Raw genomic sequence first — 22,517 nt, forward strand, 5'->3', positions numbered from 1 at the left:
TGCTCCTCCCTCCGCCATGCGCCGTGCGCATGGCCGGCGGCAGCGGTGCATACCGCGACCGGGCGCGTAGCGAAAGCGGGCGGGTGCGGGGGCGGCGATCGTCCGGTCAGGCGGGAATGTCTGCCGCGCCCGCATCCCGGCGGAGGCGGGATTCGGCCAGTGCTGCCCAGTAGGCGGCGCCGATGGCGAGGTTGCGGTCGTCGAACCGGTAGCCGGGGTGGTGGACCATCGGCGTGTCGCCATTGCCGATGAAGCCGTAGCAGCAGGGCACGGCCCCGGCGAAGAAGGCGAAATCCTCGCTGCCCATGAAGGTGGGGCCGGGGGTGACGACGTTGTCCGCGCCCGCCACCCGCCGGGCCACCTCGGCGCAGAAGGCGGTTTCGGCCTCGTGGTTGACCAGCACGGCGCCGGGCTCGCCCTCGTTGATCGCGCAGGCGACCTCGTAGCTTTCGCATTGTGCGCGGGCGATGGCGCGGATGCGATCGAGCACGAAGACGCGGGCTTCCGGCGTGGTGGTGCGGACGCTGAGGCGCAGTGTCGCGGAATGCGCGATGACGTTGCCGGCCTCGCCGGCGCGGAAGGCGCCGATGGTGACGACCGCCTGCTCCTTCGCCGCGATGTTGCGCGAGACGATGGTTTGCAGCGCCATTACCAGCGACGCGCCCGCCACCACGGCATCGCGGGTGGCTTCGGGCATCGAGCCGTGGCCGCCCTTGCCGGTGATGACGATCTCCCAGTTGTCCACCGCCGCCATCACCGGGCCGGCGGTGAAGAACAGCGTGCCCTGTTTCAGGCCGGGCATGTTGTGCAGGCCGAACATCGCCTGCATCGGAAAGCGTTCGAACAATCCATCGCGCATCATGGCCCGCGCGCCGCCCATGACTTCCTCGGCCGGCTGGAAGACGAGGCGCACGGTGCCGTCGAACCGCCTCGTGCGGGCGAGGTGGCGCGCCGCACCGAGCAGCATCGCCGAATGCCCGTCATGGCCGCACATGTGCGACACGCCGGGGACAAGGCTGCGATGAGCGGCGTCGGTATCCTCATCCATCGGGAGTGCGTCCATGTCGGCGCGCAGGCCGATCGCCCGGCCGGAGCTGCCGCTGGAGAGCGAGGCGACGATGCCGGTTCCGCCCACGCAATCGGCGACGTCGTATCCCCAGTCGCGCAGCAGGCCGGCGATGAAGGCGGCGGTGCCGGCCTCCTGGAAGGCGAGTTCGGGGTGGCGGTGGATGTGATGGCGCCAGCCGCGGATATCCTCCGCCGTCGCCGTCAGTTCGTCGAGAAGGGTGGGCATTCGTCGCCTCCGGTGCAGGGCGCCGGGACGGTGGAGGTCTCCGTTCGGCCGGCGCCTGTTCGATGCATAGAAAATATGATTGCAGTTTTCAACTGCATGGAATGTTGGCGGCATGCAGCAGAAAATCAAAGGGGGACGAAAAAATAGTTGCAGATAGCAACTGTATATGTGATAGGTTTCCACTAACGATAATCCAGGTCTCCGGCACATCTCCGGGGCCTCGCCAGGAGGAAACCATGTCCGCAATCACCGCGGGAGACAGTGCGCTGACGCATCCGGGCAGGACCCGGCTGATCGCGGCTTGCACGATCGGCAACGCGCTCGAATTCTATGATTTCGTCGTTTTCAGTTTCTTCGCCGGCACGATCGGCGCGCTGTTCTTTCCCACCCATGACCGCACGGTGCAGCTGCTGCTGTCCTTCGCGACCTATGGCGTCGGGTTTTTTCTCCGCCCGCTCGGCGGCGTGGTGTTCGGCGCCTTCGCCGACCGCCGGGGCCGCAAGATCGCGACGATCGTCGCACTGTTCTCGATGGCGCTGGGCACGGCGGCGATCGGCCTCGCGCCGACATATGGTCAGGTCGGGCTCGCGGGCCCGGTCATCATCGTGCTGGCGCGGCTGCTCCAGGGATTTTCGGCTGGCGGGGAGGTCGGCGCGTCGACGACGCTGCTCGCCGAATACGCGCCGGCGGAAGAGAGAGGGTTTTTCGGCAGCTGGCAGCTTGCGAGCCAGGGCGTTGCCGTGCTGTTCGCCGCCATGCTGGCCTTCGGGATTCACGCGGCGCTGCCGGCGGCGGCGGTGCTGGGCTGGGGCTGGCGGATTCCCTTCCTGCTCGGAATCCTCATCGTGCCGATCGGGCTGTGGCTGCTGCGCGCGCTGAGGGAGACGCACGCGAACGACAGCGACCCCAGAACCCGCGAGGTGAGCGCGCTTTCGCTGGTGTTCAGCCGGCATTTCGGCACGATCGTCGCCGGTGTCGCCCTGATCATCGGCGGGACCGCGACCAACGCCATCGTGGTGCTCTACATGTCGACCTATGCGGTGCGCCAGCTCGGCATGTCGCCGACGACGGGGCTGCTCGCGGGGGTGGCGGCCGGCGCGGTGACGCTGGTTGCAGCACCGATCGGCGGCTGGCTGTCGGACCGGTACGGGCGCAGGCCGGTGGCCGGGAGCGCCTATGTCCTGATCGCGCTGACGATCTATCCCGCCTTTCTCTGGCTGAACGCGGCGCCGACGCTGGGCGTGCTGCTCTCGGCGGTGATCGGGCTCGGGGCGCTGAACGCGGTGGGCGGGGCGACGATCATCATCACCACGGCGGAGATTTTTCCCATCGAGGTGCGGGCGACCGGGATGTCGCTCGTCTACGCGCTCGGGGTCGCGATTTTTGGCGGGTTCGGGCAGTTCATCGTGACGGGGTTGATCGCCGCGACGCACGATGCCGCATCGCCGGCTTGGTATGTGATGGCGTGCAGCGTCGCGACGCTGGCGGGGCTGCGGGCGATTCCGGAGATGGCGCGCCGTGCCATCTGAACGGGCGGGGATGCCGGGGATCGGGAATGGCTTCACTTTGGCGGTGGCGTTGCTACGATCAGGTCCGCCGGGTGCGGGCGGATGCCGCGCGCCGGCGCAAAGAGGCCGCCTGTCGCGCACATATCGGTGGATGGACCTGCCATGACCTATCAGGAAACGCCCTACGAGCCCTATGACTTTGCCAATCGCCGCCATATCGGCCCCTCGCCGGGCGAGATGGCGGCGATGCTGGAGACGGTCGGGGCGGCGAGCCTCGATGAGCTGATCGATGGCATCGTGCCCGAGGCGATCCGGCTACGCACGGCGCTTGATTGGGGCAAGCCGCTCTCCGAGCAGGGCGTGCTCAACCGGCTGCGCGAGGTCGCGGCGAAGAACCGGGTGATGACGTCGCTGATCGGCCAAGGCTATCACGGCACCGTCACGCCGCCGGCGATCCAGCGCAACATTTTCGAAAACCCGGCCTGGTATACCGCCTACACGCCATACCAGCCGGAGATTTCGCAAGGGCGGCTGGAGGCGCTGCTCAACTTCCAGACGATGGTTTGCGATCTGACGGCGCTCGACATCGCCAACGCGTCGCTGCTCGACGAGGGGACGGCGGCGGCCGAGGCGATGGCGGTGTGCCAGCGCGCGACCAGGGCGAAGGGGGCTGCGTTTTTCGTCGATCACCATTGCCACCCGCAGACCATCGCCGTGATCGAAACGCGGGCGGCAGCGCTCGGCTGGCGGGTGATCGTCGGCGATCCGCTCGCCGATCTCGATCCGGGGCAGGTGTTCGGCGCGCTGTTCCAGTATCCCGGCACCCATGGCGATGTGCGCGACTTCACCCCGGCGATCGCGGCGCTGCATGGCGCGGGGGCGCTGGCCTGCGTCGCGGCGGATCTGCTCGCGCTCACCGTGCTGAAGCCGCCGGGCGAGATGGGGGCGGATATCGCCATCGGCTCCGCCCAGCGCTTCGGCGTGCCGATGGGGTTCGGCGGGCCGCACGCCGCCTACATGGCGGTGCGCGACGCGCTGAAGCGCGGCATGCCTGGCCGCATCGTCGGCGTCAGCATCGATGCGCGCGGCAACCGGGCCTATCGGCTGTCGTTGCAGACCCGCGAGCAGCATATCCGCCGCGAGCACGCGACCTCGAATGTCTGCACGGCGCAGGCGCTGCTCGCGGTCATGGCGTCGATGTATGCGGTGTTTCACGGCCCCGAGGGGCTGCGGGCGATCGCCGAGCGCATCCATCGCAAGCTCGTGCGGCTGGTGAAGGGGCTGGAGGCGCAGGGCTACCGGGTGGCGCCGGCGCGGTTCTTCGACACCATCACCATCGAGGTGGGCGCCGTGCAGGGCGCGATCCTCAAATCGGCCGAGGCCGAGGGGATCAACCTGCGCAGGGTGGGGACGGGGCAGATCGGCATCGCCTTCGACGAGCGGACCACGAGCGGGCATATCGAGGCGATCTGGCGCGCCTTCGGCATCGAGCGGCGGGATGACGACCTTGCCCACGACTATCGCCTGCCGGAGGGGCTGCTGCGGACATCGCCCTATCTGACGCACCCGATCTTTCACATGAACCGCGCCGAGGCGGAGATGACGCGCTACATGCGCCGCCTCGCCGATCGCGACCTCGCGCTCGACCGGGCGATGATCCCGCTCGGCTCGTGCACCATGAAGCTCAACGGCGCGGCCGAGATGATGGCGCTGAGCTGGCCGGCCTTCGCGGATGTCCATCCTTTCGCACCGGCGTCGCAGACCGCGGGATATGCCGAGATGATCGCGGATCTGGAGGCGAAGCTGTGCCTGATCACCGGCTATGACGCCTTCTCGATGCAGCCGAATTCGGGCGCGCAGGGCGAATATGCCGGGCTGCTGACGATCAAGGCCTATCATCGCGCCCGCGGCGATGCGCGGCGGGATGTCTGCTTGATTCCGACCTCGGCGCATGGCACCAATCCGGCCTCGGCGCAGATGGCGGGGATGCGGGTTGTCATTGTCGGCGTCGCGCCGGATGGCGATATCGACATCGCGGATTTCCGCGCCAAGGCGGCGCTGCATGCGGACCGGCTGGCCGCCTGCATGATCACCTATCCCTCGACGCATGGCGTGTTCGAGGAAACCGTGCGCGAGATCTGCGCGATCACGCATGAGCATGGCGGGCAGGTCTATCTCGACGGCGCGAACATGAACGCGATGGTCGGCCTGTCCCGCCCCGGCGATATCGGCGCCGATGTGAGCCATCTGAACCTGCACAAGACCTTCGCCATTCCGCATGGCGGCGGCGGGCCGGGCATGGGGCCGATCGGGGTGAAGGCGCATCTGGCGCCGTTCCTGCCGGGAGATCCGCTGGTGGCGGAGGGCGGCGCGGTGTCGTCCGCGCCCTATGGCTCGGGCTCGATCCTGCTGATCTCCTGGGCCTATTGCCTGCTGATGGGCGGCGAGGGGCTGACACAGGCGACCAAGGTCGCCATTCTCAACGCCAACTACATCGCCAGCCGGCTGTCGGCTTCCTATCCCATTCTCTACGCATCCGCGCGGGGCCGGGTGGCGCATGAATGCATCCTCGACACGCGGCCGATGAAGGAGCGCGCCGGGGTGACGGTCGATGACGTCGCCAAGCGGCTGATCGACAGCGGCTTCCATGCGCCGACGATGAGCTGGCCGGTTGCCGGCACGCTGATGGTGGAGCCGACCGAGAGCGAGCCGAAGGCGGAGCTGGACCGGTTCATCGCCGCGATGCTCGGGATCGCCGCCGAGGCGGAGGCGATCGCCGCGGGCGGGCTCGACCGGGAGAACAATCCGCTGAAGCGGGCGCCGCACACGGTCGAGGACCTGGTGGGGGACTGGGACCGGCCCTATAGCCGCGAGGCGGCCTGTTTCCCGCCGGGGGCGTTCCGGGTCGACAAATACTGGTCGCCGGTCAACCGCGTCGATAATGTGTATGGCGACAGAAACCTGATCTGCTCCTGCCCGCCGCCGGAGGCCTATGCCAGCGCGGCCGAGTAGAGAGGCGACCCTTCGGGCGGCTTGCCGCCCCCCCCTTGCGAACCGGAGCCGGTATGTTCCTGTCGGTATTCGATATCTTCAAGATCGGCATTGGCCCTTCATCGTCGCACACGATCGGGCCGATGGTCGCCGCCGCGCGGTTTCTGGAAGAGCTGCGCGGCGCCTGCGGGCGGACGCAATGCGAGAGCCTGCATCTGACGGCGCGGCTGCATGGATCGCTGGCCTTCACCGGCCGCGGGCACGCCACCGACCGCGCGGTCTGTCTCGGGCTGCTCGGCTTCCAGCCCGCCACGATCGACCCGGACAGCGCCGATGCCGAGGAGGCGCGGCTGAAGCGCGCCGGGGTGATCGACGCCGCCGGGCTGCCGCCGTTGATCTTCGCGCCGGAGGCGGACCTGATCTTCGATTATGGCCCGCCGCTGCCCGGCCACGCCAACGGGCTGGTGCTGGACGCCCGCGCGCCGGATGGAACGCTTTTGCTCTCGCGCACGTATTATTCCATCGGCGGCGGGTTCGTGCAGACCGAGGAGGAGCTTGCCGCCGCGCGGGAGGGCGAGGGGCGGCTCGCGGAGCGGACGGCGGCGAGGGGGTATCCCTATCCGTTCGGCAGCGCCGCCGACATGCTGGCGATGGGGGCGGCCTCGGGCCTGAGCATCGCGGCGATGAAACGCGCCAATGAGCGCGTTGACGCGGGCGATGCGCTCGATGCGCGGCTCGATGCGATCTGGTCGGCGATGGATGAGTGCATCGCGCGCGGGCTGCGCCAGGAGGGCGTGTTGCCCGGCGGCCTTTCGGTGCGGCGCCGGGCGCGCGGCATTCATCAGCAGCTGCTCGCCGAGGCGGGGCGCAACGCCTTGCAGCCGCATGTGGTGAACGACTGGATCTCGGTTTACGCGATGGCGGTGAACGAGGAGAACGCGGCGGGCGGGCGCGTCGTGACCTCGCCGACCAACGGCGCGGCCGGCGTCGTGCCGGCGGTGATCCGCTATTATCGCGACCATTGCCACGGCGCGACGGCGGAGGGCATCAGGAATTTCCTGCTGACGGCGGCGGCGATCGGCGGGCTGATCAAGCACAACGCCTCGATCTCGGGGGCGGAGGTGGGCTGCCAGGGCGAGGTCGGCTCGGCGGCGGCGATGGCGGCGGCGGGGCTTTGCGCGGCACTCGGCGGCACCAACGCGCAGGTCGAGAACGCCGCCGAGATCGCGCTGGAGCATCATCTCGGGATTACCTGCGATCCGGCCAGAGGGCTCGTGCAGGTGCCCTGCATCGAGCGCAACGGGTTGGGCGCGATCAAGGCGGTCGCGGCGGCGAGCATGGCGCTGCGCGGCGATGGCCGGCACTTCATGCCGCTCGACAACTGCATCGAGACCATGCGGCAGACCGGCATCGACATGAACACCAAATACAAGGAGACCTCGACCGGCGGCCTCGCGGTCAACCTGCCGGAGTGCTGAGCCCGCCGCCCTTCCAGAACGCCACCCTGCCGGCGATGCGGCGCGCAGCGCTTTCAGGCCCGGGATAGAACGAGGCGGCGTCGGGGTTGGTCTGGCCGCCGACGGTGATCGTTATAATACCGCGAGGTGCCCTTCCACGGGCAGGGCCGATTGCAGGGGCGAGGTGGACGCCGGCATGGCGGATGCCGCGCGGGGCCGCGCATTCAGCATCGATTTCGCATAAGTCTAAGTCGGTGGCGGGACTAACTCGCGGTTGCGGGGGCGAATACGTGTCACTGGTCATGAGCGCCCTTCGTTTTTCACCCGCCGGCGCGCGCTTGCGCGGCACCGCGTCCGCCCTGCTGCGCGACCTGCCCGCGGATGCGGCTTTCGCGCTGCGCACGTCGGCGGCGGCGCTGCTCGCGCTCTATCTCGCGATGGCGCTGCATCTCGACACGCCGCGATGGGCGGCGTGGACGGTGCTGACCGTCAGCGTTCCCTCGCTCGACCATGCCTTCGTCAAATCGGCCTATCGGATGATCGGCACGATCGTCGGGGCGGCGGCCGGCATCGTCATCGTCGCGCTGTTCGCGCAGAGGCCGCTGGAATTCGACCTCGCGATGGCGCTGTGGGCGGGAGGCTGCGCCTTCATCGGCACCCGGGTCCGGCAGTACCAGACCTACGCGCTCGCGCTGACCTGGCTGACCACGGGGATCGTTTCATATGGCAGCGTGGCGGACCCGAACGGGGCCTTCATCGTCGCGGCGAGCCGCACCGCCGAGGTGGCGCTTGGCATTGTCTGCGCCGGCGGCGCGGCGATTTTGTTCGAGGGGCACCGGGCGGCGACGCTTGTTCATGCAGCCTCGCCGGTGCCGGGCCAGGCCCGGCGCAATGGCGTGCGGGCGGGGCTCGCGGTGATGCTGGCCAGCGCGTTCTGGTATGTCTCGCAATGGCGGGACGGGCCGTTCTTCGTGCTGATGTCCGGGGCCGCGGCGCTGCTGTTCGCGGCGCATCCATCGAAGGTCGCCGCGACGCTCGGCATGCTGCGCGGGTTTCTGCTGGGGACGCTGCTGGGCCTGTTCGTCCGGTTTGCGCTGTTCACGCGCAGCGCGGAGTTCGGCGAAGAGGCCCTCGTGCTGCTGCCCTTCCTGATGCTCGGCGGGATCGGGCTTGCCGATTCCCGGACCCAGGGCCCGGCGACCGGCTACAACCTCGCCTTCATGCTCGCGGCCGATCCGGCCAATACGCTGTCATTCGATCTCGGCGCCGCGCTCAACGAGGCGATGGCGATGATTTTCGGCGTGCTCGTCTCGATCGGCGCGTTTCTCGGCCTGGTGCCGATCCGCGCCCTGCTGCACCGGGACGGCGCCTGAGATGATGCCTGTACTCGCCGAAATGTCGATGTTCGGGATCGGCATCGAGCCGGCGGTGCCGATGCTGCTGCTCGCGGTGGTGCTGACCGACATCCTCCGCCGGGGGCTGACCCGTTTGCGGATCGACCGGGCGGTGTGGAACTGGCCGCTGTTCATGCTGTCCATTTACGTCTGTATTGCTGCCGGTCTTGTTCTGGGGATGCGGCAGCTGTGATCTCCGGAGACGACATGCTCGATTCCATCGCGGGGCGGACCTCGCCCCGCCCGGCCCCGCCCGCGGCATCGCCGGCGCGGCTCTACCGGCCGGTTTTTTCCGGGCTGGCGACGCTCATCGTCGTGGCCGCGGCGCTCTGGCTCGGCTTTGCCGCCTGGCATCGCTACGACGCGACGCCCTGGACGCGGGATGCGCGCGTTCGCGCCTTTGCCGTGACGGTGGCGCCGGAGATTTCGGGCCGGATCGTCGCGGTCGCGGTTCACGACAATGAGCGCGTGCGCAAGGGTCAGGTCCTGTTCAGGATCGATCCGGCGGATTTCGCCAACCGGCTCGCGGTCGCACGGGCGACGCTCGCCGCCGATCGGGCGATTGCGGGGATGAAGGCGGCGGATGCGGCGCGCCGCGCGCGGCTGCCCGCGATCGCGGTTTCGGCGGAAACCCGGGGCAATGCCGCCGCCGCCGCGCGCGCCGCCGCGGCCCGCGTGCAGGCGGACGAGGCGCGGGTTGCGCAGGCAGCACTCGACCTCGCGCGCACGGTGGTCCGCGCGCCGGTGAGCGGCACGATCACCAACCTGACCGCCCATGAGGGCGATTACGCCCATGCCGGCAGCGGCGCGATCACGATGGTCGATACCGGCGAGCTCTGGGTGACCGCGTATTTCGAGGAGACCGAGCTTGACCGGATCAGGCCGGGCGCGCCGGCCCGGATCGAGCTGATGTCCGACCCCGGCAGGGTGCTGGATGGCCATGTGCAGGGGATCGGGCGCGGCATTGCCGATGCGAACGCGCAGGAGGCGCGCAGCGGGCTGCCGCGGGTTGATCCGGTGTATTCATGGGTGCGGCTGTCGCAGCGGATTCCGGTGCATGTCACGCTCGACCATGTGCCGCCGGGCCTGTTCCTCGCCGCCGGCATGACCGCGACGGTGCGGATCGCAACGCCGGCCGCGGGCGGGCGCTGAGCGCGGGGGCGGGGCGGTCTTTCAGGGGCGGCGCGGCATTGGCGCCGGCGGCGGCTCCGATCACGAGACGTTTATTCGCGCGACGGATTGCGGCCCTTGCGATCGCGGGCGCGGCTGCCCATTCGAGCCTGATGCGAACACAGCAGGGGACGGGTGCGTTGGGACTTGCAAGAACCTTCATGCGACTGGACGAAGACCGCTATTACGGGGCCAAGGTGCCCGAGATCACCGTGTCGTTCTGGGTCGCGAAGATCATCTCGACCGCGATGGGTGAGGCGACGTCGGATTTTCTGGTGTTCCACACCAACCCGTATCTGGCGGTCGCGGCGGGAGGGCTCGGGTTTGCGCTGGCGCTCGCGTTGCAGTTCGCCACGCGCAGGCATGTGCCGGCGGCCTATTGGCTGCTGGTGGTGATGGTCGCGATTTTCGGCACCATGGTGGCGGATGTGATCCATGTCGTTCTGGGCGTTCCCTATGCGATATCGACTGTCCTGTTCGCGGCGGGCCTGCTCCTGATCCTGTGGGGGTGGAGGGCGAGCGAGCGGAGCCTTTCGATCCACACCGTGGTGACGCCGCGGCGCGAGGCGTTCTACTGGGCGACCGTGAGCGCCACCTTCGCGCTCGGCACCGCGGCCGGCGACCTGACCGCGGCGACGTTCGGCATGGGTTACCTGAATTCGGCCATCCTGTTTTCCATCCTGTTCGCGCTGCCGGGGCTTGCCTATGTCGCGTTCGGCCTGAACGAGGTCGCCGCGTTCTGGACCGCTTATATCATGACCCGGCCGATGGGGCCTCCTTCGCCGACTGGTTCGACAAGCCGGTGCAGAGCAGCGGGCTTGGCTATGGCACGCCGGCTGTCGCGCTCGTGCTCACCGCCGGCGTGGGGATCGCGATTTTGTATGTCTGCGTGCGGCATCGGTGGCAGCGCGCGGCCATCGCCACGCGCGGGGCATGAGGGTGGGCCGGCTGGGCGCGGGCCGGTGCGGGGCCGTCAGAACCGGAGCTTGACGCCGGCGTCGAGCGCGTTCGAGGCGAGGCCCTGGCCGTCGATCGTCGCGGTCCAGCCGGCCTGCCAGCGCCAGCCGCCGGCGAGGTCGCCGGCGAGCGCGAGGCCCGCGATCCCCTCGTTCGCCGGCATGCTCTGGCCATAGCTGCGGAAGGCGGCGCCGGGCGTGGCGTTGAAGCTGGCGGTCATGAACCGGGCATTGGCGATGGCATGGCGCCAGGCGAGTGTCGCGTGCAGCGCGATGACCCGCCCCAGGGCGATGACATCGTCGCTGACCCGCAGCCCGACGGTGGTGAGGGCGTAGCTTGCCGACTGCCCGCCGAGGCGGAGGCCGAACCCGTTGCCGCCGGTTTCGCTGGTGGCGCCGCTGTCGTATCTGATATCGGCGATCGAGAGGAACGGGTTGAGCCCGCCCGCGTCGTAGCCAAGCTCGCCCGCCCCGGCGATCATGGTGTCGGCGATCGTGCCGGCGACGCCGAGGGTTGAACTGGCGGTGTAGATCGAGCGGCGGATGCGGCCGTTGACCCGGGACCAGGCGAGCTGTGCCGTGGCGTAGGGGCCGGTGTTGCCGCCATAGCGGGCGTAGAGATCGGCCGTGTTCAGATCGTCGTTGCCGCTGCCGCCGACGCCGGAAAGGGTGCCGGACGAGGAGATGTGGCTGATCGCGCCGCCCAGCGAGAGGGCGCCGCCGACAGGCGTGTCGAAGCCGGCGGTGAAGCCGTTGCTGCCGAACCGCGCGCTGTCGGCGCCTTTCGCGGCGAGGCGGCCGAAATCGCCGTCATATTGCAGCCAGGTGGTCGTTTTGCCGGGTGTGCCGGACAGGGCGATGTGCCGGGCGGTGGTATCGAGCAGCGACATTTCGGCCGTGGCGGAGACCGTTCTCATGGTTGGGTAGGCTTCGCCGGACACGCTGGTCAGGGAGGTCTGGGCCTGTTGGGTCGTTGTCGCGGCGAGGATCTGGCCGGCGGTTCTGATGAACTGGGCCGCGCCCGGCGTGCCGGCGGCGGCGGTCGAGGTGGCGTATTGGAGGCCGCTCTGGATGGCGGCGCCGCCGGCGACCGAGGCGGTGGTCGCGCCCGGCATCACGCTGGCGACCTGGGCGACATTGGAGGCCGCGACGGTGGCGGAGACCGTCGTCGGGCCATAGGTGAACTGGCCGACGGTGTAGAAGACGCCGGCGCCGTAGGTCTGGCTGCCAAATGTTCCCGCGATTGAGCCGGCAGCGATGAAGATTTCGGTGGCTTTGGGGGTGTAGGTGGTGGGCGGGGCCAGCACCTGCGCGTTGCCGGCGAGTGTCGCCTTGCCGCTCACCGTGAGCGGCGTGCCGATGGCGATCGCGGTATTGGCGCCGGATTGCGCGGTGTAGTTACCGTTGATGGTCAGGCCGGGCGCGCCGCCGACATTGCCCTGGCTGATGACGGTGCCGCCGCTAGCCACGACATTGCCGGTGACGGTTCCCGACCCGCCGAAGGTGCCGCCGGTGACGGTGACGCCCGATGCGAGGCTGCCGGTGAGGTTCAGGTTGCCGCTGCTGACCGTGGTGCCGCCGGTATAGGTGTTGGCGGCGGTGAGCGTGAGGGTTCCGGTCGTGCCCGAGAGCGCAAGGCCGCCCGATCCGGAAATCGGGTTGGCGAAGGTCGACTGGTCGGCGCCGATATTGGCGGCGAAGGTGCCGAAGGCGAAGGCGGCCGGCCCGTTGACCGCGGCGGCGGCGTTGATCAGCCCCCAGCCATAGGTGCTGTTCGGCCCGGTGCCGCTGCCGAGATGGGTGGCCGTGGTCAGGATGGTGTCGGTGATGTTGGCGGGCGTGAACCAGGGGTATTTCTGCCAGACCAGCGCGGCCGTGCCGGTCACGATCGGGGTGGCGAAGGAGGTGCCGATTCCGTAGCCGGTGACGAAGGCGGTGCCGGCGACGATCGGGATCTGGACGTTACCGGGTGCCGCCACGCACCATTGCGCGGCGACGCCGCAGGCATCCGACGAGGGATCGAGGCCCGAGACCTTGCCATCGGTGCCGATATCGACATTCACGGCGACGAGCCATTGCGGCTGGAGCGCTTGGGTATAGACCGGGACCTCGGCCTCGACGCTGATATCGCCGGGGTTTGCCGGGTTGTTTCCCGCCGCCCAGACATAGAGGTTGTTCGCGGGCAGGGACGCGAACAGGGAGCCGACCGCCTGGGCGGTGGATTGTGCCGCCGCCGCGCTGCTGTAGGTGCTGATGTTCTCGCCGACGGAGTTGTTGAAGAGGTGGACGCCCTGGGCCTGAAGATCCTGATACGGCTTCGTGAAAAGCTGGCAGGCGCCGGTGGAGTCGCAGATCTGGGCGGCATAGACGGTCGCGCCGGGGGCGACGCCGCCGGGGAAGAAATTCGTCGGGCCGGAATTGTTGCCGTAGGTCCCCTGCTGGTCGCCGGCGAGAAGAGCGGTGACGACGGTGCCGTGGCCGAAGGGATCGTTGGCGGAGGCGAGGTTGTTGGCCGAGACCGTGGCGTTCCCCTGCGCGATGTAGGAATTGAACCAGGCGATGCGACCGCCCAGCGAGGGCACGGCGGTGTTCACCCCGCTGTCCAGCACGCCGATTTTCACGCCCGCACCGGTAATGCCCGCTTGCAGGACGGGCAGCACGTTGGTCGGCGTATACTGGTTGAAGGTTGGATAGACATTGGTGCTCTGGGGGCCGAGATAGACCGAGATCCCGCCGATATTCGTCGCCGTTGGCGCAACGCCGGCGGCCCCGCCGCCGGTCGTGTTGCTCGCGGGTGGAGCCGTTTGGGCCGAGACGGGCGCGGAACCGCCGCCGCCGCCGGAACAGGCGGTCAGGCTGAGCGCGGTCGCGGCAAGCAGCAGGGAACGCCGGGAGAGCATCATGGACGAAAGTCTAGCCAAGGAGTCTTAATGATTTCTGAGTTCGGGCGACGGCGCGTGGCGAAAACACAGGGCCGGGAAATGAGCGCAGACCGGCTGCTGCGGGCGCTGCCCTTTGAAATGCGGGCGCTGGACGCGCGGGGAACATGTCATGTCGAAAAATATCGTCATTTGCTGCGATGGGACCGGCGACCGCATCGAATCGACGCAGACGAATGTACTGAAGCTCTTCCGGGTTCTTGAGAAGGATCGGGGCCAACTCGTCCGCTACAGCCCCGGTGTCGGCACCGTCGGCGATTTCGACACGTGGCAGCGGCTGAAATCCGACGTGACGGAATTCCTCGGCGTGGTTGCGGGCTATGGCCTCGACGAGAAGGTGCTCGCCGCGTACCGGTTTCTGTGCACGCAATATGAGGAGGGCGACGCGATCTGGCTCTTCGGCTTCAGCCGTGGCGCCTACGAGGTGCGGGTGCTTGCCGCGTTCATCTACGTGATCGGGCTGCTGCCGGCAGCGCAGCTCAACCTCGCCGGCTACGCCTTCACCGCCTACAAGAAGGCGAGTCGCGACAGCCACAGGAGCCGGCGGGTTGCCGATCGGGCGGCGCTGCGCGCGGCCGCGCCGGAGGCGGAGGTCGCGACCGGTCTGCCGGCGGCATGGGCGTTCGGGCGCGTTGCCGGCGGCCGGCGGGTCACGATCAGGTTCATCGGGGTCTGGGATACGGTGTCGTCGGTGATCGTGCCGCGCCGCGACCGGCTGCTGCCGGATTTTCAGACGCTGCGCTTCACGCGGACGGACCCGGGTGTCGAGATGTTCCGCCAGGCGATCTCGATCGATGAGCGCAGGCGGATGTTCCGGCTGCTGCCCTGGTGCGAGCCGCAGCGTTTCAAGCCGGGACGTTGCGGCGATGGCGGCTGGACGGCGCAGGACATCCGGCAGGTATGGTTCGCCGGCGTGCATGGGGATATCGGCGGCGGCTATCCGGAGCCGCAGAGCGGGCTGTCGAAATACCCGCTATTGTGGATGATCGGGCAGGCGCGGGCGGCCGGGTTGAGGATGGATGCCGCCCTGATCGACGAACTCGCGCGTGGCGAGGGGCGGGCGGGCGGGCGGCTTGTCTACGCCGCGCCGTCGCCGGAGGCGAAGCTGCACAGCTCGCTCAAGGGTTTCTGGTGGGTGCTGGAAATCATTCCGAAACGCGTGAAATGGCGGGAGTGGCCGGGACGGCCGGCGTTTCTCGGCGTCTACCTGCCGCTGGGCGAACCCCGGCTGATCCCCGCGGACGGGCTGATCCACCGCTCGGTGGCCGAGCGCATGGCGTGCGTGCCGGCGTATCGGCCCGAGAATCTGCCGGCAAAACCCAACTGGACGGACTGACGCCGCCCGGGGTCATGCGGGCCGCCCCACGAGCAGCGCGCGCGTCTTCGGGTGCGCGGGCTGTTCGAACAGGGCGGCAGGCGGGCCGTCCTCGACGATGCGGCCGCGATCCATCACGATGATCCGGTCGGCCACGTTGCGGGCAAAGCCCATTTCGTGCGTGACGATCATCATCGTCATGCCGTCCTGCGCGAGGTCGCGCATCACCGCGAGCACCTCGCCCACCATTTCGGGGTCGAGCGCGGAGGTGGGTTCGTCGAAGAGCATGACCGCCGGCTGCATCGCCAGCGCGCGGGCGATGGCGACGCGCTGCTGCTGGCCGCCGGAGAGCGAGGCGGGCATCGCCCTTGCCTTGTGCGCGAGGCCGACGCGCGCGAGCAGCGCCTCGGCCTGCGCCACCGCCTCGGCGCGGGGCCGGCCGCGCACCTTCACCGGTGCGAGGGTGATGTTGTCGATCACGTTGAGGTTCGCGAACAGGTTGAAGCGCTGGAACACCATGCCGACATCCCGCCGCTGGCGCGCGATGTTGATCTCGCGGTCTTCGACCAGTTTTCCATTCTGCTCGCGAAAGCCGATGAGCCCGCCATTGACCACGATGCGGCCGTTGTCGATCGTTTCCAGATGGTTGATGCAGCGGAGCAGGGTGGTCTTGCCCGAGCCGGAGGAGCCGATCAGCACCACGGTCTCGCCGCGGCGGACGCCGAAGCTGACGCGATCGAGCACTTTCGTATTGCCGAACCGCTTTTCGACGTCTTCGGCTTCGATCAGGAGGGGCTGCATCAGGCGGACTCCGGCAGGGGGTGAGGGATGGTTTCCACCGCGTCGTCGCCGGGCGCATGGTCCATCCGGCGCTCGATCGCGGCCATCACCAGGCCCCAGATCGTCGTCAGCGCGAGGAAGTAGAGGGCGAGCACCGAATAAAGCTCGAAGGTGCGGAACGTGGCCGAATTGATCGTCTCGGTGACGAGCAGCATTTCGGAGACGCCGATCACGCTGACGAGCGTCGAGTTCTTCAGCATGATGTTGAACTGGTTGCCGATCGGCAGCAGAACCACGCGCAGGGCCTGGGGCAGCACCACATGACGCAGGATTTGCCGGGGCACCATGCCGAGGGATTTCGCGGCTTCGGTCTGGCCGCGATCGATCGCGTCGATGCCGGCGCGGAAGATCTCGGCCATGTAGGCGCCCTCGTTCAGGCCGAGCGCGAGGATGCCGGCCTGCACGTTGCCGGCGAGGATCATTCCGCCGAGATGGAGGTCGTGGAAGCGGAGAATGCCGGCGGCGGCGAGGCCCGTGTAGATGAAGACGATCTGCACCAGCAAGGGCGTGCCGCGCATCAGGAAAATGTAGGCGCGCGCCGGCCATTGCAGGGCGCGGGTGGTGGAGCGCCGGGCGAGGGCGGCGGGCAGGCCGATCGCAAGCCCGATCGCCTGCCCGCCGATGCTGATCATGATCGTCAGCCAGAGCCCCTGCAGGAACGCGCCGTTCGGCTCCAGCAGCTGATGCCAGAAATAGGCCCAGTCGAAATGCACCTCGATGCTCCGTGCTCAACCGGGCTTCAGCATGTCGATGCCGAGAGACCATTTGCGAAAGAGCGCCGCGTAGCTGCCATCCTTCATCATGCCGGCGAGGGTTGAGCCGATCGCCTTGTTGAGGACTGCCTCGTTCTTGCGGATGCCGATGCCGGTGGCGATCGTGTAGTAGGGCGGGCCACCCATCGCGAATTGCCCGGGCGCCTTGTGGATGTAGTAGCGCGCGGTTTCATAGGCGACGCCATAGGCCGCGACCTGGCCGAACTGGAGCTGCTGCAATGCCTGGGTGTTTTCGGGGAACATCACGATGTCGATCGGCGGCTTGCCGGCCGCGTGCAGTTTGGCGTTCGCGGCGTTCAGCAGCACCGTTGCGGTGGTGCCGGTGACGGTGGCGACCTTCTTGCCGGAGAGGTTTTCGAGCGAGGGAACCGGCTTCGCGCCCGGTTTCACCAGAACGGCTTCGTGCGAGACCATGTAGGGGATTTCGTCGATCACCTTCAGCCGGCCCGGCTTGATGAAGAGCTGCGACATGATGATGTCGCAATGCGAGGCGAGCAGGGCGGGGATCAACCCGGCGAAGGGCATGTTGATCCAGTCGGTCTTGACGCCGAGACGCTTCGCGATGGCATCGCCGAGATCGATGTCGAGGCCGGTCGGCCGCGTCGCGGCGTTCATGAACTCCATGGGCGGCAGGTTGACGGCGCTGCAGATGCGCAGGGTGCCCGATTTCGCGATGTTCGGCGGCAAGGCGGGGGAGGCCGCATGTGCAGTGGCCAGGCCTGCGAGCCCGACACCCGCAAGCGCCCCAACGGCACGAAGCAGCGTTTTCATTCGGATCATGCGCGGTCTCCATTTGAAAAGGGCGGGCCGGATGACGGAATTGCCAGATCCGGCCTGAATGGAGAAAAAATAGGCCATTCGATCTGGTGCAACAACGGGCAAATAACAAAAAATATGCAGAATAAGACTGGGTCAGGGTTGTTTTTGGTCAGTAATAGAGTATAAAATCATCATATGATTAAAATATAGACTAATTGACCGGGTAGGGCTCATCTCCCGCCTGCGTAACGAGGGCGGCGCGCGCATCGGCCGGCCGTCTGCAGGCCGGATCGACACGGGCGCGTTGAAGATCGGGATACATTTCGAGGACAATAAATAATACGGGCCGCTCAGGCGGCCGCGCGCGGAGATCGTTGCAATTGCCGAGCGGGTGGCGATCCGCATTGCCGCGCGCGGGGCGTTCGCGCTCACGGCATATTTACGAATCATGAGTATTGACCGCGCCGCCGCTATGGTAATAACGACGCCTCGTTTTTTACAACTGGCCTTGACTGGCTTTTTCATTAAGGAAAGTAATCATGCGGGCACAATTCAAACGCGCCTTGGGTGCTTGCGCGGCGGGAATTCTCGCCTCGGGCCTGGCGCTGGCCGGCATCGGCCAGGCCGCCGCGGCGACGGCGCCGTCGGTTCTGAAGATCGGCACCCTCTATGCGAGCAGCGGGTCTTTCGCGGTGGCGTCCGAGGGGCAGTATCACGGGCTCGAATACTGGGCGGATACCGTGAACAAGTCCGGCGGCGTCTTCGTCAAGGCGTTCAACAAGAAGATTCCGGTCAAGATCGTCGCCTATGACGACCAGAGCTCGACCTCGACCGCGACGACGCTCTACAACCAGCTCATCACCCAGGACCATGTGAACCTGCTGGTCGCCGATTTCGGCTCGGTGCTGACCTCGGTCGCGATTCCGCTGGCCGCCGAGCACCACATGCTGCTGATCGACCCGACCGGCTCGGGGGCGAACTTCTTCACCAAGAAGACCGATTATCTCGCCGATGTCAGCATTCCCGCCTCCACGGTGTGGCCGCTGCCGCTCGGCCATTTCCTGCTCGATCACAAGATCAAGCGCATCGCCGTCATCTACGATTCGAACGATTTCGACGCGTCGCAGGCCGAAACCCTGAAGGCGACGCTGAAGCAGGGCGGCGTCACGCCGGTTTATTATCACGGCGTGCCGACCAGCGAGTCCAACTACACCGTGCTGCTGCACACGATCGCGGCGCACCGGCCGGACGCGGTGATCGAGTTCGGCTATCCGCCGAACGACATCGCCTTCCTGCACACGCTGGCCGGCAGCGGCCTGCATTTCAAGATGACGTTCACCATTTTCCCCGGCCAGCTTCTCGCCCTGATGACGAAGAATGTCGGCGCGAAAACCCTCGCCTACACCTACACCTATCCGACGCCGCCGCTGGTGAGCTTCGCCAAGACCACCTATGGCCCGAACACCGCGACCTTCGTGAAGGATTTCACCGCGGCGACGCATAACGCGCCGAATTTCCTCGACGCCGCCGGCTACAACACCGGCCTGATCATGCAGGACATGCTCGGCACCGCGCCGAAATTCTCGCAGCTCGCGTTCCATCAGGCGCTGATGGACATGTCCGGCAAGACGACGACGGTGCTCGGCAAGTTCAAGATCAACGCGAACGGCGCCCAGCTCGGCGAGCTGCTGCCGGTCGCGCAGCTCGTTCCCTCCGGCAAGAGCAACAAGATCGTCGTGGTCTATCCGCAGGACAAGGCGACCGGCACGATGGTCTACCCCGCGCCGCGCCACTGAGCGGCCCGGTATGAAACGCCGGATCCCGGCCCGTGACGGGCCGGGATCTTTCGTCTATCCGGACCACTGGTTTCCACCTTCCCTGCAAGAAAGGGCGCGCCGTTGGCACTTCTCGAATACGCGCTGATCGGCGGCATTCTCTACGGCATCTTCTTCAGCCTCGTCGGCATCGGTCTCAATCTCGTCTTCGGCGTGATGCGGATGATCAACCTCGCCCATGGCCAGTTCATCATGCTGGGCGGGTTCGGCGCGTGGCTGCTGGTGCACGAGCTTCACCTCAACCCGATCTTCGGCATTCCGCTGGCGGTTCTGGGCGGAATTCTGATCGGGTATCCGCTGTATTACGGCGTGGTGCCGCGGTTGCAGCGCAGCCAGGACCCGGAGATGCTGTCGTTCATCTTGTTCTTCGGCATCGCCCAGATGATCGAGGCGGTGATGCTCTTCATTTTCGGCGCGGACCAGCGCTCGTTGCCCGGCGAGGCGCTGGGGTCGGGGAATATCGGCGTGTTCGGCCAGGAATTTCCGGATAGCTGGTGGGTCGCGGCGGCGGTGAGCATTCTCTGCATCGGCGGGCTCTGGCTCTATTTCACCCGCACGCGGCTCGGCTTCGCGACGCGCGCGATCATGGCCGACCGCGACGAGGCGCGCGCCACCGGCATCGATGTCGACCGGGTTTCGGCGATCGCCTTCATGATCGGCCTGTCGCTGGCCGGGATCGCCGGCGTGTTCGTGCCCTACATGGTCGGCTCGGTGTCGCCCTCGATCGGCGACAGCCTGACCACGACGTCGTTCGCCATCATCATCATCGGCTCGCTCGGCAATCCGCTCGGCACAGTGGTCGGCGGCCTCGTGTTCGGCGTGGGAACGATGCTGATGCAGACCTATTACGCCTCGTGGTCGAATCTCGTGCCCTATGCGCTGCTGCTCGTCATCGTGCTGATCCGGCCCTCCGGCCTGCTCGGCAAGGCGGTGCGCAGTGCGTAAGCAGGACAATACTGTGCGTTATCCGGCCGCGGTGCTGGCCATTCTCGCCGCCATGTTTCTGGTGCTGCCGCATGTCTATGGCAACCAGTCCGTGCTGTTCACCATGATGACCTTCATGGCGCTCGCCCAGGGGCTGAACCTGCTTTACGGGTTCACCGGGTATCTGCCGTTCGGCTATGTCGGCTTCTTCGGCACCGGCGCCTACGCCACCTCGCTGCTGGTGACGTTCACCGGAATGCCGGTGCTGGTCTGTGTGCTCGGTGGCGGGCTGGCGGCGGTCGTGGTCGGGCTCATTCTCGGGCCGCTGCTGCGGCTCTCGGGCGCATATTTCTCGATCGCCAATCTCGCCGCCTCGCAGATCATCTATTACGTGGTGGCGAACGAGGCGCTGAAGCATGTGACCGGCGGGCCTTATGGCGTGAAGATCGAGCAGGTCTACGCGCCGACGGCGAGCTATGCGACGATGTTGGCGGTGCTGCTGCTCGCCACCGGGCTTGCCGCGTATTTCCGGCGTTCGCGCTTCGGGCTCGGGCTGCGGGCGATGCATCAGGACCCGATCAGCGCGGGGCTCGCGGGTGTGGATATCGTGCGCGAGCGCCTCATCGTGTGGCTGGCTTCTGCCGGCATCGCCGGGCTGGCCGGCGGCGCCTATGCGTGGAACCTTTCGGTCTTCTATCCCGATGCGGTGTTCACGTTGCAGATTTCGGTCTTCGCCATCGTCTTCGCCCTGTTCGGCGGGGTTGGTACGGTGATCGGGCCGCTGCTCGGCGCTGCCTTGCTCTATGCGTTCTACGCGGTGATCGGCGTTTCGGCGCCGCAATATTTCGAGCTGCTCTACGGGCTGCTGATCGTGCTGCTGGTGCTGTTCCTGCCCAATGGCCTGATGTCGCTGCTGATCCGGAGAAATGTCGATGTCCTCTGAACCGCTGCTGCGGCTGGAAGGGGTGAGCAAGCGCTTCGGCGGGCTCACCGTGCTCGACCGGCAGAGTTTCTCGGTGTCCGCGGGCGAGATTGTCGGGCTCGTCGGGCCCAACGGCTCGGGCAAGACGACGACGATCAACGTCATCTCCGGCGTGCACCAGGCCGATGCCGGGCGCATCCTGTTCGAGGGGCGGGAAATCCAGCGCCTGAAGCTGTTTCGCATCGCCCGGCTCGGCATCAACCGCAGCTTCCAGGTGCCGAAATGTTTTCGGGCGATGCGGGTGCGCGAGAATATCGAGGTTGCCGCGACCTTCGCCGGGCGCGGCGCGGTTGATATCGACGAGATTCTCGCCGGCATCGGGCTCGCCGACCAGGCCGACGCGATCGCCGGGGCGCTGACCGTCAACCAGCAGAAGATGCTCGATCTCGGCCGCGCGCTGGCGACCAATCCGCGGCTGCTGCTGATCGACGAGATCGGCGCCGGGCTCAATCCGGCGGAACTCGGGGGCATCGCCGAGCTGCTGAAATCGCTCGCCGCGCAGGGCATCGCGCTCATCGTCGTCGAGCATCTGCTCGATTTCCTCAACCGCATCACCGACCGGGTGATCGTGCTGGGCGCGGGGCGGATGCTGTTCGAGGGCTCGCTCAAGGCGGCATCGCAGGACCCGGACGTGGTTGCCGCGTTCATCGGAGGCTGACGGCATGACCCTTCTCGCACTCAAGGGCGTCGAGTCCGGATATGGCCCGATGCAGGTTCTCTGGGGCATCGACCTCGCGGTGGACGCGGGCGAGACGGTGATCCTGCTTGGCGCCAACAGCGCCGGCAAGACCACGCTGCTGCGCACGATCATCGGGCTGCTGCCCTGCACCGGCGGGACGATCACGTTCGATGGCGAGCCGGTCGGCGCGCTGCCGCCGGACCAGCGCATCCGCCGCGGCATCGCCTTCATGTCCGAACTCGGCGTGTTTCCCGGCCTGACCATCGAGGAGAATATCCGCCTCGGCGGCTATTTCCTCTCGGCCGCCGAGGTGCGGCGGCGCAGCGGCCGGCTCTACGAACTGTTTCCCGCGCTCGCCGGCAAGCGGCGCGATCTCGCCTCCAGCTTGTCGGGCGGGCAGCGCAAGATGCTCGGCATCGCCAAGGTGCTGGTCTCCGAGCCGAAACTGCTGCTGATGGACGAGCCCTCGTCCGGCCTTGCGCCGGTCTTCGTCAAGCAGGTGGTCGATGTTCTGAAGACCGCGATCACCGGCGGGATGACGCTGCTGATCGCCGAACAGAACGTCGCTTTCCTGCCGCTGGCCGATCGGGGCTACCTGATCGATGGCGGGCGGGTGCGGCTTTCCGGCACGCGCGCCGAGCTGGAGGCGAGCGACGCCGTGCACGAGGCCTATTTCGGCCTCTGAGCGCCGCCGCCGCTCC

Annotated in this window: 18 protein-coding genes and 1 pseudogene; 13 read left to right on the plus strand and 6 right to left on the minus strand. The window is 67.5% G+C overall.

Translation table 11 applies throughout. From position 1 onward, the window contains the following. Window positions 1–106 precede the first annotated feature (106 nt). Complete coding sequence (locus tag ACIDOCELLA78_RS000000109990) at window positions 107–1,294, minus strand: M20 aminoacylase family protein (protein WP_201729446.1); 1,188 nt, start codon at window positions 1,292–1,294, stop codon at window positions 107–109. Window positions 1,295–1,530: 236 nt separating this feature from the next. Here ACIDOCELLA78_RS000000109990 and ACIDOCELLA78_RS000000109995 point away from each other — a divergent pair, with 236 nt between their 5' ends. From ACIDOCELLA78_RS000000109995 to ACIDOCELLA78_RS000000110005, 3 genes are all read left to right on the plus strand, one after another. Then, window positions 1,531–2,823: an MFS transporter gene (locus ACIDOCELLA78_RS000000109995; RefSeq protein WP_201729447.1), complete on the plus strand. Its 1,293-nt coding sequence runs from the start codon at window positions 1,531–1,533 to the stop codon at window positions 2,821–2,823. 141 nt (window positions 2,824–2,964) lie between these two features. Further along, window positions 2,965–5,814: an aminomethyl-transferring glycine dehydrogenase gene (gene gcvP / locus ACIDOCELLA78_RS000000110000; RefSeq protein ID WP_201729448.1), complete on the plus strand. Its 2,850-nt coding sequence runs from the start codon at window positions 2,965–2,967 to the stop codon at window positions 5,812–5,814. 53 nt (window positions 5,815–5,867) lie between these two features. Continuing rightward, a complete protein-coding gene (locus ACIDOCELLA78_RS000000110005; RefSeq protein WP_201729449.1) occupies window positions 5,868–7,271 on the plus strand; it encodes an L-serine ammonia-lyase in 1,404 nt (467 codons plus the stop codon). On the opposite strand, the gene ACIDOCELLA78_RS000000110010 is transcribed toward ACIDOCELLA78_RS000000110005, so the two are convergent. Beyond that, window positions 7,252–7,554 carry a DUF427 domain-containing protein gene (locus ACIDOCELLA78_RS000000110010; RefSeq protein ID WP_201729450.1) on the minus strand — a complete coding sequence of 101 codons (303 nt, stop codon included), beginning with the start codon at window positions 7,552–7,554 and terminating at the stop codon, window positions 7,252–7,254. The genes ACIDOCELLA78_RS000000110005 and ACIDOCELLA78_RS000000110010 overlap by 20 nt on opposite strands. Here ACIDOCELLA78_RS000000110010 and ACIDOCELLA78_RS000000110015 point away from each other — a divergent pair. From ACIDOCELLA78_RS000000110015 to ACIDOCELLA78_RS000000110030, 4 genes and pseudogenes are all read left to right on the plus strand, one after another. Continuing rightward, window positions 7,553–8,623, plus strand: coding sequence for an FUSC family protein (locus ACIDOCELLA78_RS000000110015; RefSeq protein WP_201729451.1), 1,071 nt, complete (start codon window positions 7,553–7,555; stop codon window positions 8,621–8,623). The two genes, ACIDOCELLA78_RS000000110010 and ACIDOCELLA78_RS000000110015, sit on opposite strands and share 2 nt — an antisense overlap. A 1-nt stretch (window position 8,624) precedes the next feature. Then, on the plus strand, window positions 8,625–8,837 hold the full coding sequence (locus tag ACIDOCELLA78_RS000000110020) for a DUF1656 domain-containing protein (RefSeq protein ID WP_201729452.1): 213 nt from the start codon (window positions 8,625–8,627) through the stop codon (window positions 8,835–8,837). 14 nt (window positions 8,838–8,851) lie between these two features. Further along, entirely contained in the window at window positions 8,852–9,796 is a 945-nt protein-coding gene (locus ACIDOCELLA78_RS000000110025) for an HlyD family secretion protein (protein ID WP_249676438.1), read from the plus strand. Between the two features lie 266 nt (window positions 9,797–10,062). Beyond that, a pseudogene (locus tag ACIDOCELLA78_RS000000110030) lies at window positions 10,063–10,464 on the plus strand (hypothetical protein); the annotation flags it as partial. A gap of 323 nt (window positions 10,465–10,787) precedes the next feature. On the opposite strand, the gene ACIDOCELLA78_RS000000110035 reads toward ACIDOCELLA78_RS000000110030, so the two are convergent. Beyond that, window positions 10,788–13,670 carry a S8 family serine peptidase gene (locus ACIDOCELLA78_RS000000110035; RefSeq protein WP_249676440.1) on the minus strand — a complete coding sequence of 961 codons (2,883 nt, stop codon included), beginning with the start codon at window positions 13,668–13,670 and terminating at the stop codon, window positions 10,788–10,790. 151 nt (window positions 13,671–13,821) lie between these two features. Here ACIDOCELLA78_RS000000110035 and ACIDOCELLA78_RS000000110040 point away from each other — a divergent pair, with 151 nt between their 5' ends. Further along, the gene (locus ACIDOCELLA78_RS000000110040) at window positions 13,822–15,045 is read left to right on the plus strand and encodes a DUF2235 domain-containing protein (RefSeq protein WP_201729454.1); all 1,224 of its coding nucleotides are present in this window, start codon (window positions 13,822–13,824) and stop codon (window positions 15,043–15,045) included. 12 nt (window positions 15,046–15,057) lie between these two features. Here ACIDOCELLA78_RS000000110040 and ACIDOCELLA78_RS000000110045 read toward each other — a convergent pair whose 3' ends face one another. The 3 genes from ACIDOCELLA78_RS000000110045 to ACIDOCELLA78_RS000000110055 are packed head-to-tail and all read right to left on the minus strand — an operon-like array spanning window position 15,058 to window position 17,417. Beyond that, window positions 15,058–15,825, minus strand: coding sequence for an amino acid ABC transporter ATP-binding protein (locus tag ACIDOCELLA78_RS000000110045; protein WP_249676441.1), 768 nt, complete (start codon window positions 15,823–15,825; stop codon window positions 15,058–15,060). Then, the gene (locus ACIDOCELLA78_RS000000110050) at window positions 15,825–16,577 is read right to left on the minus strand and encodes an amino acid ABC transporter permease (protein WP_201729455.1); all 753 of its coding nucleotides are present in this window, start codon (window positions 16,575–16,577) and stop codon (window positions 15,825–15,827) included. Before ACIDOCELLA78_RS000000110050 ends, ACIDOCELLA78_RS000000110045 begins: the two co-directional genes overlap by 1 nt. A 15-nt stretch (window positions 16,578–16,592) precedes the next feature. Next, window positions 16,593–17,417 carry an ABC transporter substrate-binding protein gene (locus tag ACIDOCELLA78_RS000000110055; protein WP_201729456.1) on the minus strand — a complete coding sequence of 275 codons (825 nt, stop codon included), beginning with the start codon at window positions 17,415–17,417 and terminating at the stop codon, window positions 16,593–16,595. A gap of 518 nt (window positions 17,418–17,935) precedes the next feature. Here ACIDOCELLA78_RS000000110055 and ACIDOCELLA78_RS000000110060 point away from each other — a divergent pair. The 5 genes from ACIDOCELLA78_RS000000110060 to ACIDOCELLA78_RS000000110080 all read left to right on the plus strand — a co-directional run bounded on the left by ACIDOCELLA78_RS000000110060 (window position 17,936) and on the right by ACIDOCELLA78_RS000000110080 (window position 22,501). Continuing rightward, complete coding sequence (locus ACIDOCELLA78_RS000000110060) at window positions 17,936–19,192, plus strand: ABC transporter substrate-binding protein (RefSeq protein WP_201729457.1); 1,257 nt, start codon at window positions 17,936–17,938, stop codon at window positions 19,190–19,192. Window positions 19,193–19,294: 102 nt separating this feature from the next. Next, window positions 19,295–20,176 (plus strand): branched-chain amino acid ABC transporter permease, encoded by an 882-nt coding sequence (locus tag ACIDOCELLA78_RS000000110065; RefSeq protein ID WP_201729458.1) that lies wholly within the window; start codon window positions 19,295–19,297, stop codon window positions 20,174–20,176. A gap of 13 nt (window positions 20,177–20,189) precedes the next feature. Further along, a complete protein-coding gene (locus ACIDOCELLA78_RS000000110070) occupies window positions 20,190–21,098 on the plus strand; it encodes a branched-chain amino acid ABC transporter permease (protein WP_201729459.1) in 909 nt (302 codons plus the stop codon). After that, the gene (locus ACIDOCELLA78_RS000000110075) at window positions 21,088–21,795 is read left to right on the plus strand and encodes an ABC transporter ATP-binding protein (RefSeq protein WP_201729460.1); all 708 of its coding nucleotides are present in this window, start codon (window positions 21,088–21,090) and stop codon (window positions 21,793–21,795) included. The genes ACIDOCELLA78_RS000000110070 and ACIDOCELLA78_RS000000110075 overlap by 11 nt, the downstream gene beginning before the upstream one ends. A gap of 4 nt (window positions 21,796–21,799) precedes the next feature. Beyond that, complete coding sequence (locus tag ACIDOCELLA78_RS000000110080; RefSeq protein ID WP_201729461.1) at window positions 21,800–22,501, plus strand: ABC transporter ATP-binding protein; 702 nt, start codon at window positions 21,800–21,802, stop codon at window positions 22,499–22,501. The last annotated feature ends 16 nt before the right edge of the window (window positions 22,502–22,517 follow it).

It is taken from the genome of Acidocella sp. C78 (assembly GCF_907164655.1).

Coding starts and splice junctions, on each gene's coding strand:
- ACIDOCELLA78_RS000000109995 (WP_201729447.1), top strand. CDS start 1,531: ATGTCCGCAATCACCGCGGGAGACAGTGCGCTGACGCATCCGGGCAGG.
- ACIDOCELLA78_RS000000110015 (WP_201729451.1), top strand. CDS start 7,553: ATGAGCGCCCTTCGTTTTTCACCCGCCGGCGCGCGCTTGCGCGGCACC.
- ACIDOCELLA78_RS000000110010 (WP_201729450.1), bottom strand. CDS start 7,554: ATGACCAGTGACACGTATTCGCCCCCGCAACCGCGAGTTAGTCCCGCC.
- ACIDOCELLA78_RS000000110035 (WP_249676440.1), bottom strand. CDS start 13,670: ATGCTCTCCCGGCGTTCCCTGCTGCTTGCCGCGACCGCGCTCAGCCTG.
- ACIDOCELLA78_RS000000110005 (WP_201729449.1), top strand. CDS start 5,868: ATGTTCCTGTCGGTATTCGATATCTTCAAGATCGGCATTGGCCCTTCA.
- ACIDOCELLA78_RS000000109990 (WP_201729446.1), bottom strand. CDS start 1,294: ATGCCCACCCTTCTCGACGAACTGACGGCGACGGCGGAGGATATCCGC.
- ACIDOCELLA78_RS000000110075 (WP_201729460.1), top strand. CDS start 21,088: ATGTCCTCTGAACCGCTGCTGCGGCTGGAAGGGGTGAGCAAGCGCTTC.
- ACIDOCELLA78_RS000000110060 (WP_201729457.1), top strand. CDS start 17,936: ATGCGGGCACAATTCAAACGCGCCTTGGGTGCTTGCGCGGCGGGAATT.
- ACIDOCELLA78_RS000000110025 (WP_249676438.1), top strand. CDS start 8,852: ATGCTCGATTCCATCGCGGGGCGGACCTCGCCCCGCCCGGCCCCGCCC.
- ACIDOCELLA78_RS000000110020 (WP_201729452.1), top strand. CDS start 8,625: ATGATGCCTGTACTCGCCGAAATGTCGATGTTCGGGATCGGCATCGAG.
- ACIDOCELLA78_RS000000110080 (WP_201729461.1), top strand. CDS start 21,800: ATGACCCTTCTCGCACTCAAGGGCGTCGAGTCCGGATATGGCCCGATG.
- gcvP (WP_201729448.1), top strand. CDS start 2,965: ATGACCTATCAGGAAACGCCCTACGAGCCCTATGACTTTGCCAATCGC.
- ACIDOCELLA78_RS000000110045 (WP_249676441.1), bottom strand. CDS start 15,825: ATGCAGCCCCTCCTGATCGAAGCCGAAGACGTCGAAAAGCGGTTCGGC.
- ACIDOCELLA78_RS000000110055 (WP_201729456.1), bottom strand. CDS start 17,417: ATGATCCGAATGAAAACGCTGCTTCGTGCCGTTGGGGCGCTTGCGGGT.
- ACIDOCELLA78_RS000000110040 (WP_201729454.1), top strand. CDS start 13,822: ATGTCGAAAAATATCGTCATTTGCTGCGATGGGACCGGCGACCGCATC.